This window comes from Paenibacillus sp. FSL R7-0331, assembly GCF_000758645.1.
Taxonomy (GTDB): Bacteria; Bacillota; Bacilli; order Paenibacillales; family Paenibacillaceae; genus Paenibacillus_AQ; species Paenibacillus_AQ camerounensis.
In genome coordinates this window covers 4,075,614-4,087,357 of record NZ_CP009284.1, presented here as the reverse complement: position 1 = coordinate 4,087,357, position 11,744 = coordinate 4,075,614, and the positions used below count along the sequence as shown (strand labels likewise).

The 11,744-nt window shown below is 49.4% G+C and carries 12 protein-coding genes; 11 read left to right on the top strand and 1 reads right to left on the bottom strand.

Going from position 1 to position 11,744, the window contains the following annotated elements:
• Window positions 1-24: 24 nt before the first annotated feature.
• The 3 genes from R70331_RS17280 to R70331_RS17270 all read left to right on the top strand — a co-directional run bounded on the left by R70331_RS17280 (window position 25) and on the right by R70331_RS17270 (window position 4,650).
• A complete protein-coding gene (locus tag R70331_RS17280; RefSeq protein WP_042177426.1) occupies window positions 25-2,097 on the top strand; it encodes a beta-galactosidase in 2,073 nt (690 codons plus the stop codon).
• A gap of 292 nt (window positions 2,098-2,389) precedes the next feature.
• Window positions 2,390-4,168, top strand: coding sequence for an aminopeptidase P family protein (locus R70331_RS17275; protein ID WP_042177425.1), 1,779 nt, complete (start codon window positions 2,390-2,392; stop codon window positions 4,166-4,168).
• 212 nt (window positions 4,169-4,380) lie between these two features.
• Entirely contained in the window at window positions 4,381-4,650 is a 270-nt protein-coding gene (locus R70331_RS17270) for a hypothetical protein (RefSeq protein WP_042177424.1), read from the top strand.
• 201 nt (window positions 4,651-4,851) lie between these two features.
• Here R70331_RS17270 and R70331_RS17265 read toward each other — a convergent pair whose 3' ends face one another.
• Window positions 4,852-5,799: an SDR family oxidoreductase gene (locus R70331_RS17265; protein WP_042177423.1), complete on the bottom strand. Its 948-nt coding sequence runs from the start codon at window positions 5,797-5,799 to the stop codon at window positions 4,852-4,854.
• Window positions 5,800-5,955: 156 nt separating this feature from the next.
• Here R70331_RS17265 and R70331_RS17260 point away from each other — a divergent pair, with 156 nt between their 5' ends.
• The 8 genes from R70331_RS17260 to R70331_RS17225 all read left to right on the top strand — a co-directional run bounded on the left by R70331_RS17260 (window position 5,956) and on the right by R70331_RS17225 (window position 11,700).
• A complete protein-coding gene (locus R70331_RS17260) occupies window positions 5,956-6,330 on the top strand; it encodes a MerR family transcriptional regulator (protein WP_042177422.1) in 375 nt (124 codons plus the stop codon).
• 85 nt (window positions 6,331-6,415) lie between these two features.
• A complete protein-coding gene (locus R70331_RS17255) occupies window positions 6,416-7,384 on the top strand; it encodes a sigma-70 family RNA polymerase sigma factor (protein ID WP_042177421.1) in 969 nt (322 codons plus the stop codon).
• Window positions 7,385-7,471: 87 nt separating this feature from the next.
• The gene (locus R70331_RS17250; protein WP_042177420.1) at window positions 7,472-7,894 is read left to right on the top strand and encodes a VOC family protein; all 423 of its coding nucleotides are present in this window, start codon (window positions 7,472-7,474) and stop codon (window positions 7,892-7,894) included.
• A 295-nt stretch (window positions 7,895-8,189) separates the two neighbouring features.
• On the top strand, window positions 8,190-9,074 hold the full coding sequence (locus R70331_RS17245; protein WP_042177419.1) for a DegV family protein: 885 nt from the start codon (window positions 8,190-8,192) through the stop codon (window positions 9,072-9,074).
• Between the two features lie 209 nt (window positions 9,075-9,283).
• Window positions 9,284-9,667, top strand: coding sequence for a hypothetical protein (locus tag R70331_RS17240; protein WP_042177418.1), 384 nt, complete (start codon window positions 9,284-9,286; stop codon window positions 9,665-9,667).
• Window positions 9,668-9,820: 153 nt separating this feature from the next.
• Entirely contained in the window at window positions 9,821-10,303 is a 483-nt protein-coding gene (locus tag R70331_RS17235; RefSeq protein ID WP_042177417.1) for an NUDIX hydrolase, read from the top strand.
• A gap of 22 nt (window positions 10,304-10,325) precedes the next feature.
• Window positions 10,326-11,225 (top strand): alpha/beta fold hydrolase, encoded by a 900-nt coding sequence (locus tag R70331_RS17230; RefSeq protein ID WP_042177416.1) that lies wholly within the window; start codon window positions 10,326-10,328, stop codon window positions 11,223-11,225.
• A 103-nt stretch (window positions 11,226-11,328) separates the two neighbouring features.
• Window positions 11,329-11,700, top strand: coding sequence for a hypothetical protein (locus tag R70331_RS17225; protein ID WP_042177415.1), 372 nt, complete (start codon window positions 11,329-11,331; stop codon window positions 11,698-11,700).
• Window positions 11,701-11,744: the final 44 nt, after the last annotated feature.

Below are 11,744 nucleotides of genomic sequence, written 5' to 3'. Positions count from 1 at the left end.
TGATGAGAGGATGAATCTACTACTATGAGTCTTAAATCCCCTGCAGTCAGCAGCAAGGCCCCGGTCATGCTGCATGGAGCCGATTATAATCCTGAGCAATGGCTGAAATACCCTGAAATTTTTAAAGAGGATATCCGCCTGATGAAGCTGGCAGGCTGTAATGTAATGTCCGTCGGCATTTTCTCCTGGGTGTCCCTGGAGCCGGAAGAGGGCGTGTTCACGTTCGAATGGCTCGATCATGTACTGGATACCTTTGCCGAGAATGGTATTTTCGCTTTCCTGGCGACTCCGAGCGGTGCGCGCCCGGCATGGATGTCAGCTAAATATCCTGAAGTATTGCGTATAGAGCGCAACCGTGTGCGGAATCTGCACGGTGTCCGGCACAATCACTGCTTCACTTCCCCGGTCTACCGGGAAAAAACAGCGCTGATCAACTCCAAGCTGGCAGAGCGTTACGCTCATCATCCGGCAGTTATCGGCTGGCACATCTCCAATGAGTTCGGCGGCGAATGTCACTGTGATTATTGTCAGAATGCATTCAGAGATTGGCTCAAAGTGAAATATAACGGCAGTCTGGAAGAGGTTAACCATGCCTGGTGGGCAACCTTCTGGAGTCATACGTATACTTCATGGGAGCAGATCGAATCCCCGGCTCCGCACGGTGAGACCCAGGTTCACGGCCTGAATCTGGACTGGCGCCGGTTTGTCAGCGAGCAGACAATTAATTTCTGCAGCCATGAAATGACTGCTGTGCGCAGTTACAATCCCGAGCTGCCTATCACGACTAATATGCACATGATTGACGGTATTGACTACCGTGAAATGGCTAAGATTCTCGATGTCGTCTCCTGGGATGCATATCCGGACTGGGGCTACACTGAGGATAACGATGATGCGCGTCTGGCCGCTTGGACAGCAATGCATCATGATATGTTCCGCACCTTCAAGCACAAGCCGTTCCTGCTGATGGAGAGCACGCCTTCGCTCACCAACTGGCAGTCGGTCAGCAAGCTGAAGCGTCCGGGCATGCACAAGCTGTCTTCCCTGCAGGCGGTTGCTCACGGTTCGGATTCCGTGCAGTACTTCCAGTGGCGCAAGAGCCGCGGCTCCAGTGAGAAGTTCCACGGTGCCGTGCTGGATCACAGCGGACATGGTGAAACCCGTGTATTCAAGGATGTTGCCGAAGTGGGCCAGGTTCTGGCCGGCCTGACGGATGTGGTTGGTACCTCCACACCGGTTCAGACAGCGATTCTGTATGACTGGGACAACCGCTGGGCAATCAAAGATGCCCAAGGTATCCGCAATTCCGGTCTGAAGTTCGAAGAGACTGTACTGCAGCACTATCGTGCGCTGTGGGAGCAGGGCATTCCGGTTGACATCGTCGGCTCCGGTGATGATCTGTCCCGCTACAAGCTGGTTATCGCACCGATGCTGTACCTGATCAGCGAAAAAGATGGACAGAACATTGAGCAGTATGTAGAGCAGGGCGGTACTTTCCTGGCGACCTACTGGTCAGGTGTTGTCGGCGAGACAGATCTGTGCCACCTTGGAGGCTTCCCTGGACCGCTGCGTAAAACGCTGGGCATCTGGGCGGAAGAGACAGAAGGCCTGCACAGCCGTGATCTGAACGGTCTGGTAATGGATAGCGGCAACGCTCTAGGCCTGTCAGGCGATTATGACGCGCATGAAATTGCCGAGCTGATTCATCTGGAGGGTGCTGAGGCGCTCGGCCACTACCGCACCGACTTCTATGCCGGACGTCCGGCATTGACCGTTAACAAGCTTGGTGCAGGTGAAGCCTACCATCTGGCAACCCGTGTTAAAGACCTGGCGTTCTATGTGGAGCTGTATGCTGCTATTACTGCCAAGGCTGGAATTACCCGCACCCTGGAGTCGGAGCTGCCAGTAGGGGTAACTGCTCAGCTGCGTACAGACGGCGAGAGCGATTTTGTTTTCGTACAGAACTTCAGCGGCGAAGCACAGACCGTGAAGCTGGACGGCCGCGGCTATACCGATCTGGAAACAGGCGCTGAGGCTCCTGCAGAGCTTGAGCTGCCGGTGAACGGATTGGCAATACTGAAACGTCAGGCGAAGTAGTAAGAGAAGGACCCGTACAGCCGGTGGATGGCTGTACGGGTTCTTTTTGAAATATAAGAATTTATATGTTTTACGCTATCAATAATCCTTATATTTCTCGCAGGAACGGTTACCGCCTTCTTTGAAGGACGGCATAGCCGTTTCTACTTGCAGCAATCCCTTTGTTTGAAGCCGATGCCGCTTTGATACTTGTATTTGTTTTACCCTTATTTTAGGAGTAAGATCATTAAGGGCTTGTCATTTTTATATCATATGAATGCTTTTGGGCTACAAGAAAGTGGAGGGGTTAGAAATGAACATCAAGGATAGGGTTGAACAGCTAAGACAGCTAATGAGAGCAAATCTGATGGAGGCTTATATCATTCCCAGCTATGATGCACATCAGAGTGAATATGTAGCGGAGCACTGGAAAGGCAGAGAATGGATCTCAGGATTTACAGGATCAGCAGGCACAGTAGTAATTACATTAGAGGATGCCGGGTTATGGACAGATGGCAGATACTATATTCAAGCAGAGGAGCAGCTTGCGGGCTCGGGAATCAGATTATTTAGAATGGCAGATCCAGGGGTGCCTTTTTATTCGGAATGGCTGGCGGATGTTCTTAAAGAAGGAAGCGTAGTAGGGTTTGATGGTAATGTTTTCTCCATTCAAATGGTCAGAAGGATGGAAAAAGATCTACAGGCAAAGAGCATCACTTTAAATGTGAATCAAGACTTTATTGGTGCTCTGTGGGAAAACCGGCCGGAGATTCCTAAAGGAACAGTCTTTACCCATGATGTACGATATGCAGGCAAATCGCGTACAGATAAATTAAATGAAGTAAGAACAGAAATGAACAAGCTGGGAGCCAATTACTATTGTTTAACCTCCCTGGATGACATTGCATGGCTTTTAAATATAAGAGGGGCCGATGTGCCCAACAATCCGGTTGTTATCTCCAATGTAATCGTAGCAGAACATACAAGTTATTTGTTTATTGATTCCGGCAAGGTTCCTCCTGTGGTCCGATTGGAACTGGAGGCTGAAGGGATCGCATTACTGGGGTATGATGAAATACATAGCTTTTTAGGAAATCTTTCAAGCGGAGACACTATTATTTTTGATACCAATAAAACAAACAGCAGAGTCTATAACGCCATTAACAGCAATACAAAGAAAGTGGAGAATCCTGATATCACAACCCATTTAAAAGCGGTTAAAAATGAGGTTGAGATCAAAAATATGAAGTGGTGTGAATTAAAAGACGGCGCAGCTATGGTGAAATTTATTAAATGGTTAAAAACCGCTGTGGGCCAGGAAGAAATTACAGAGATTGCTGCTGAAGAGAAACTAGAGGATTTCAGAAGGGCACAGGAAGGATGCGTAGGAACCAGCTTTGATACGATTGCAGGTTACGGGGAACATGCTGCGCTCATGCACTATAAGGCAACTGCAGAAACGCAGTATACACTAAAAAATGAAGGCCTCTTTCTGGTTGACTCAGGCGGACAGTATTATGATGGAACCACGGATATTACGCGGACGATTGTTTTAGGACAACTTACAGATGAGCAAAAAAGAGATTTTACATTGGTATTAAAAGGATTTATTGCATTAAGCTCTGTCAAATTTTTGTATGGGGCGACAGGCTCTAACCTGGATGTATTGGCAAGACAGCCAATATGGCAATATGGAATCGACTACAAGTGCGGAACGGGGCATGGGGTTGGATTTTTCTTGAATGTTCATGAGGGACCGCAAAGCATAAGCCCTAGAAATAATACGGTTATCCTTGAAAAGGGTATGATCCTTACAAATGAGCCGGGTATTTACCTTGAAGGCAAATATGGAATCCGAACGGAAAATATGATGCTGGTAATTGAGGACGAGAAAACAGAGTTTGGCCAATTTATGAGATTCGAAACGATTACATATTGCCCAATTGATCTGGCTGGTATCAAGATAGAACTGTTAACAGAGAGTGAAAAGCAATGGTTAAACCATTATCACCAAGAGGTCTACACGAAGCTGGCTCCTTATTTGAATGAGGAAGAGAGCGCTTGGCTGAAGGAAGAAACCAGGGAAATATAAACGGCTGTCTAGCTTTGCAAGAACCACCTGCTTATATACGAGGTGGTTCTTTTGTTTGAGCTAACGTGTCATTATTCCCCTGTACCTCTGCAGACTCCGGCAGCAATTGATGCGATGAAGCTGCGCAATAAACAGGAATAATGTTTTTTTCTGTTTGGCTAAACGCAGCAGCGTTTACTATTAAGAAAGACAGCCAAACAAGGAGGGGTAACATGAGTGGTCTGTGGATGGCATTCGTTTATCCAGGCAGCTTCCTGTCTCTGCTCGGTATCGTGTTGCTGATAATCGGTTACAAAAGGCGGCGAACCGGCCGTCGTACCGGTCAGGAAGGCGTGGTTGCAAAGCCGGGTCCGCCTGCACCCGGAGGGCCCGGTACTGCGTCGTTTCATCAGGAGGCCAGGTATTCGCTGATCGGAGGCATCTTGCTGGGCATCGGCGTGCTGCTGCTTGCTGCAATTGGCTTCACATCATTTTTAGCTTAATAATGTCTGCTCTGCAGGCCGTTAAAAGGACCATACTCCACATTTTTTATGAGGGGATGGTCCTATTAATGTTCCGCGTTTATTATATTCGAGTTTACCCGTTTGCCGTAGACAGAAACTGATATCTGACCATTATCTATACTCCTCCCCCTGTTGCCTTCATCTAATTGGAGACTCAGTGACGGATATCGCTTGTACGGGCTATGCGTTTATTGAAGCAAGCTTATCAAAATCCACACGCGTAAGCTGCTTGGATACCTCCCATAATCTGGCTGAGGCGGCAGTGTCCAATGCTTGCGGAGCCATCTTTCCCGGTTGCGGCAGGCCTCTCAGTTCCATGAATCCGCCGGGTCCGTAATAAGTTCCGCTTGCTACGTCTGATGATGTAGCCGCGAAAAGTGCCGGAAGCGCGCCTTGGGCAGCCGGCTGGAATAAAACCGGACCCAGCAGCCTTCGTGTTATTCCTGCAGCACTGTTCGGTCCGGCTCCGTTAAGAAGCAGCTCCGTCCGTGAAATGCCCGGATGCACCGGAATGCTAAGCAGTCCCCAGCCGGATGCGTCGCTGCGTCTTTGAAGCTCCAGAGCGAACATGATCATCGCAATTTTGGACTGGGCATAAGCCTTGGAAGCATCATAGCGGCGTTCGAATTGCAAATCGTCAAAATAAATAGTGCCATTGCGGTGGGCAATGCTGCTCAGATGGATCACACGCGGCTGTTCTCCTTTAATGAGCAAGGGCATCAGATGGGCGGTCAAGGCGAAATGTCCGAGGTAATTCGTACCCAGCTGAAGCTCGAACCCGTCTTTTGTAGTCCTGCGTACCGGCGGCGTCATTACTCCCGCATTGTTAATGAGCAGATCAAGATCTTTACGCTGCTTATTCATCCGTTCACCGAATGCATGTACCGAAGCCAGATCGGCGAGATCCAGCTCTTCAAAGGTGATCTTGGCTGAGGATATGCTGCTGCGTATTTTATTGATAGCCTCGTCTCCTTTACCTTTATCGCGTCCGGCGAGAATAACCTCTGATCCGTGCTTCGCCAGCTCCAGTGCCGTTTCATAGCCTAATCCCCCGGTTCCGGTAACGACAGCCGATCTGCCGCGCTGAGAGGGAATGTCTGCTGCAGTCCACTTTGGGAATTTCTCCATGTTTCTTAACACTCCTTTATTCTCTTATGAAAGCCTATGAATGAGTGAGCTGCAAAATTGATAAACCTTTGCCTGCTCTATATACTTAATGCTATCACTTAGAGATTTATCGAAGTCAAGCGGCCATAAAAATACGAAGGTTTGAGGTGACGGACGGTGTACAGCATTAATGAAGTAGCTGCGATATGTGATGTTACGGCGCACACACTCCGCTTTTATGACAAGGAAGGGCTATTGCCTTTTGTGGGGCGGAATGAGGCGGGAAACCGGGTATTTACAGAACGTGATCTGGGTCTTGTGAAATTTATTTGCTGCCTTAAAAATACAGGAATGCCGATCAAGGAGATCAGAAAGTATATCGAAATGGCCATAGAAGGAGAACATACTGCGGATACGCGGCGGGATATGATTACCGGACACCGTAAAGAGGTGCTGCGCCAAATCGATGAATTAAAAAAGAGCCTGACTATTCTTGATTTGAAGGTTGCCTTCTATGATTCCTATAAAGTCGGATTTCAGGGAGAGCATTAGGAATGGCCCATTTATTGGGAAAATCACTTAGAGTGGTCTCTAACGGTGTCAGCGTTTACAGTTTCCTGGAGGGGAGATACGCAAAATGAGCCAAAAGCAGGATCAACTGGACACGCTCCAAGAATTGCGTTCTGAATTAACGGGATATTGTTACCGGATGATGGGGTCGATATTTGAGGCAGAGGATGCGGTCCAGGATACGATGCTCCGCGCCTGGCAGGGCTGGGATCAGCTTAGAGATCATTCCTCGCGCAGAGCCTGGGTATACCGGATTGCCACCAACATCTGTCTGGACAGGCTGAGGTCTGCCAAACGCCGGGCACTTCCGATGGATATGTCGGAACCGGCAGCCGTTATAACGGAGCCCCGGGACAGCATGCCCCGCGATTCCTGGATTTGGCCGGCCCCCGGTGATGGCGGGGACCCGGCTAATATTCTGATCAGCAGGGAAAGCATCCGGTTATCCTTTATCGCCATTCTTCAGCTATTGCCGCCCCGGCAGCGCGCTGTGCTGATCCTGAATGAAGTCTTCCGCTGGTCGGCAGGTGAATCCGCAGAAGTGCTCGGGATGAGCACGGCAGCCGTCAACAGTGCCTTGCAGCGGGCTAGGGCGGCTGTCAACCGGTCGGATCTCCGGTCAGAGGAATTGCGGGAGGGAGCTGCCGAAGCAGACGCGGAGCTGATTGACAGTTATGTAGAGGCGTTTGAGCAGTACAATATCGAAGCGCTAATCGCCTTGTTTAACGAAGACGGCAGCCTGTCCATGCCGCCGTTTACAATGTGGGTGCGCGGCAGCTCGGATCTATCATCGTTCTACAGCATAACACGCAGTCATTGTCTGGGATCAAGGCTGCTGCCGGTCCGTGCTAACGGGAATAGCCCCGCTTTTGCCCAGTATGCTCCGGCTGGAGCAGAGGGGCTGCTGACGCCGTGGGCCATTCATGTCCTGGAAATCAGCCGGGGTAAGATTGCCCACATTCATCATTTCATAGATTCCGAATTGTTTGACCGCTTCGGTTTGCCGCCTGAACTCGGAAAGAATGACGGATTTTGAATCATACCGATGATTTTCCGGCTGCGGAAACGTCTATACTAATGAATCACAAATCCGATTTAATCCAAATTCGAGGAGGAACCAATCATGACAGTAAAACTTACCCCCTATATTACTCTGGAGGGGCGCTCAAAGGAAGCCATTCATTTTTATGAACAGGCTATAGGTGCAGAGCTTCTCTCCATTACTACTTACGGCGAAATGCCGGGTATGCCGGATACGTTCACGGATGATCTGAAGAGTCTCGTAGCACATGCCAAGCTGAAAATCGGTAATTCGGAGCTCATGTTCTCAGATGCTCCGGGCGGAGCACCGGTTAATGATGGAAAGCGTGTAACCCTCTGCATTACCACAAACGCTATAGAGCAATCAAGAAAAATATATGATGCTTTGTCTGAAGACGGTACAGTCAATTTACCTTTCAGCGAAGAAGCCTTCAGTCCCGGATTTGGGGATGTAACAGATAAATTCGGTGTAACCTTTCAAATCTATACGGAGCTTGAAGGCTGAATATTGAATGTTGGGGGAAGAGTTGCACAGAAATGGTGCGGCTCTTTTCTTTTAATAACAGCAGGTGTTTATCCATTTTTTTGTATTTACATACCATAGACAGCCTGTTCATTAACAGGTATATCTATCATATATAATGTGAAAATATGTCGAATTTAGTTGAAAAAAAGTGCAGGGATCTTCACGTAAATGCTATACGGATGCATGGCTTCCTGTATAATTTATTGCATAAGCAGACATTTAAGGCTGCCGCTTCCGAATGACATCAAATCCCTCACGAAAGAGAGTAATGACTATGAAATCCATCGCCTGGGTAACCGACAGCACGAGCACCATTGATTCTGAATTCGCCAAGAACAATCACATTTATATTATTCCTTTGCGTCTTATTGTTAATAATGAATGCTACAAAGAAAATATAGACATCAGCGCCGATCAGTTCTATGAAAAAATGCGCAAAAACGACAAGGCAGGCAGCTCCCAGCCGCCGATCGGTGAATTCGTGGAGCTATACGAGCGCCTGAAGGAAGAGTATGACGAGATTATTGCGATCCATTGCTCCTCCGAGCTCAGCGGTACGTTTCATACCTCGATGCAGGCGGCAGACATCGCCGGCGTAAATGTCATCGGCATTGATTCGAGGGTAGGAGCTTATCCGATCAGGGAGATGATCCGCCGCGGTGTTCACTGGCAGCAGGCAGGCTGCTCTGCGCTGGAGATCAAGGATAGAATTGAAGATATTATTAAAGAGATGTCCTTCTATCTGATTCCTGCCAGCCTAAGCCAGCTGCACCGCAGCGGGCGGCTCTCCGGCTCTCAGCTGCTGCTGGGCCAGCTGATGCGGATTCATCTGCTGCTGAAGTTCGATGAGGGTAAAATTGTCGTTGTGGACAAGATCCGCACCTACAAGAAGACGAAACAAGTCTTGCTGGATACCCTCCGTAAGGATATCCGGCAGATACAGGATATTTGCATTATGCATGCCAACAATATTGAAGAGGCGCTGAGCGTGGAGTTGATCATTAAGGAAATGTCACCTTCTATCCGTACCGAAATCATGACTTTTGTTCCCGTTGTAGGCGTTCACATGGGCGAAGGAACACTTGCGCTTTCATGGATTAACAGCACTGCCGTTAACAGCATCACAGCTCCGGACAAAGAGATGGAGCCTGCACACTAAGGCTAAGGGCTGTACAGTAACATGCCCTGCTTACAAGAAACCAGCGGTCCCCCGAGGAGTCGGGCTGCTGGTTTTTTTACTGCGATTATAACAGGTTAAGCTGTATAACGCCGGAGGCCACGGGGCTATTATCCTGGCATCCGCCCAAGCGCAATATCCGCGAATGCATATGATGATTATGCCTAAACAATTGGAAGGAGCGATCACATATGGGATTTTTTCCAGCGCCGGGACCCGGCGGAGGGTTTCCGGGATTTCCGGGGGGACCAAGTATGCCGGGAGGTCCAGGAGGACCAGGACCAGGACCAGGACCAGGAGGGCCGGGCGGTGCACCGGGAGGCGTTCAGCCGCCAACGGCTCCGCCCCCGCAATTCGTACCGCAAATGTCCGCTACCGCATATGCCGTCGATCCCGGCGGGATCAGACGCTGTATGTTCCGCAACACCTATGTCTGGATGAATAACGGCGAGCAATTCTGGTTTTATCCGGTATTTGTAGGGCGTAATTCTATTGCTGGATTCAGATGGTACGGATTCTTCTGGGGATACTTCGGCGTTGATCTGAACCGGATCAGCTCGTTCACCTGCTTCTGAAACGGATAAGCGAAAGAGAACAGTCTCAGCGGGCTGTTCTTTTTACTGAGTGATTATTCCTGTTTTTTGCTACAAGATAAACATGGTATAATTTGGAATGCTGGATTACGGCTCCTATCGTTCATATCCGGGGCCGGGAATGGAGGAATGTTCATGGTATGGCCGACTCATATTGTTGCTGTCAGCGGGATTGTGGAGAATGAAGAGGGGTACATCCTTCTGGTGAAGACTTATCATGGTGGCTGGGTATGCCCGGGAGGACAGGTAGAAACCGGTGAGAATCTAATGGATGCTCTCATCCGGGAAATAAAAGAGGAAAGCGGAATAGATGTAACCGTCTCGCAGCTATACGGGGTAGTCTCGAATACAGGTGTACATAAATGGTATGACGGCGTGACTGCGGTCCCCACGAAGGTGATGCTGGACTTTATCTGTAAGCCTGTTGGCGGGGAGCTATGCACCTCCGATGAGACATCAGACTGCCGCTGGGTCGCTAAGGACCAGGTGCTTGAGCTGATTACAGCCCCGGCTATCCGTGCGCGGTATCAGGCTTATCTCGATTTTGACGGGAAAACACACTATATGGACTATGTTACTAAGCCGGATTTTGAAGTGAAATTAAACAGAACGATATAATTCGTCAAATGCGGGGGGGCTTATGGGATCGATTTTTAGGAGTAAAGCAGCCGAGGTAGAATACTACCATTACTATGACAAAAGCCTAGAATACTTTGAGTTAGAGGGGACGTCACGCTATATTGCGACGGCTTACGGAGATACATATGTGACCTGCTTTGGCGATTCGGGCAAGAGGCCGCTGATTCTCCTCCACGGTATGACAATGAGCAGCGCGATGTGGTATCCCAACATCAAGTCTTTGCTTCAAGAACGTTGCGTATATGCGGTTGACATAATAGGCGATTTCGGGAAAAGCAAACCGGCTGCTGCAATAAAAAGCAGGAAGGCTGCCAATGAGTGGCTGCTTGAGGTTTTGGATCAGTTGCAGTGTTCAAAGGCAGATCTGGCAGGACATTCGATGGGCGGCTTCCTGTCTATGAACTTTGCGCTCGCCCATCCCGATCGTGTGTCAAAGCTGCTGCTGTATGCCCCTGCCGGAACATTCCACCCCATGAGCCTGAAGTTTTTTGTGAAAATATATCCTGCATTATTGTTTCACACCGAAAAGTGGATCGATCAGGCCTTTTTATGGTTTTCAGGCAAAGGTGAGCCGTTACACCCTGTATTTCGTGATCAGGTGATCTCGGGCTACAGCCATGCGAAGCCGCTTCTGCAGTTGATGCCCTCTGTCTTTGACCGGAAGGAATTCAGCAGCTTTAATATTCCTACCCTGCTTCTGATAGGCGATAAGGAGGTTATATACCCGGCCGGGAAGGCGATGGCTAAGGCCAAAGGGTTAATTCCCGATCTGGAGACTCATATCATTGCCGGGGCCAGCCATTCACTGACGCTGGAGCATGCGGATACGGTGAACGGGCTGAGTGTTCTTTTTTTGCAAAAGGATGATAAAGCAGAGGCGCTAGATGAAAATTGTGATTAACAATATTGTTGTCATGGCAGGTATTACCGGGTAATAGGTATTAACAAGACATTCAAAACAGGCTGGATCACCAGTGGCGGCCGGGGAAACGGAGGGGAAGATAATGGGGATGCAGAACGTAGCCGGTATCAGTTCGGTGCAGGTGATAATGGCCTACGGCGGAACACAGAGCGAGGTCAGTTCCATGGAGAAGCAGCGAGACCGGCTGATGATGGAGCTGGAAAGGATGAACGCGCAGGGCGGTGCAGATACGGTTAACCGCCGTGAGCAGCTGCAGCGGCAAATCCGGCTGATAGAGGTACAGCTCGCGCAAAAAGTCGGGAGCACTGCATCAGCTGATATGATCTCCTCACCCGCACAGAACGTGAGCACAATCGGGCGCACGGAATGGAAGGGAGGCCTCCGGGGGATCGGAATGACGGACCCGCGGACGGCAACAGTAGACCCGGATGGCCATTTTAATGCCTTAATTTAGATGACATACATCAGGTGCGAAAGCGTCCGGACGGTAATAAGCCG

What these genes read in the sequence shown, in the direction of transcription:
- R70331_RS17280 (WP_042177426.1), top strand. Translation starts at nt 25, where the DNA reads ATGAGTCTTAAATCCCCTGCAGTCAGCAGCAAGGCCCCGGTCATGCTG.
- R70331_RS17255 (WP_042177421.1), top strand. Translation starts at nt 6,416, where the DNA reads ATGAGCCAAAAGCAGGATCAACTGGACACGCTCCAAGAATTGCGTTCT.
- R70331_RS17265 (WP_042177423.1), bottom strand. Translation starts at nt 5,799, where the DNA reads ATGGAGAAATTCCCAAAGTGGACTGCAGCAGACATTCCCTCTCAGCGC.
- R70331_RS17235 (WP_042177417.1), top strand. Translation starts at nt 9,821, where the DNA reads ATGGTATGGCCGACTCATATTGTTGCTGTCAGCGGGATTGTGGAGAAT.
- R70331_RS17240 (WP_042177418.1), top strand. Translation starts at nt 9,284, where the DNA reads ATGGGATTTTTTCCAGCGCCGGGACCCGGCGGAGGGTTTCCGGGATTT.
- R70331_RS17275 (WP_042177425.1), top strand. Translation starts at nt 2,390, where the DNA reads ATGAACATCAAGGATAGGGTTGAACAGCTAAGACAGCTAATGAGAGCA.
- R70331_RS17250 (WP_042177420.1), top strand. Translation starts at nt 7,472, where the DNA reads ATGACAGTAAAACTTACCCCCTATATTACTCTGGAGGGGCGCTCAAAG.
- R70331_RS17245 (WP_042177419.1), top strand. Translation starts at nt 8,190, where the DNA reads ATGAAATCCATCGCCTGGGTAACCGACAGCACGAGCACCATTGATTCT.
- R70331_RS17230 (WP_042177416.1), top strand. Translation starts at nt 10,326, where the DNA reads ATGGGATCGATTTTTAGGAGTAAAGCAGCCGAGGTAGAATACTACCAT.
- R70331_RS17270 (WP_042177424.1), top strand. Translation starts at nt 4,381, where the DNA reads ATGAGTGGTCTGTGGATGGCATTCGTTTATCCAGGCAGCTTCCTGTCT.
- R70331_RS17225 (WP_042177415.1), top strand. Translation starts at nt 11,329, where the DNA reads ATGGGGATGCAGAACGTAGCCGGTATCAGTTCGGTGCAGGTGATAATG.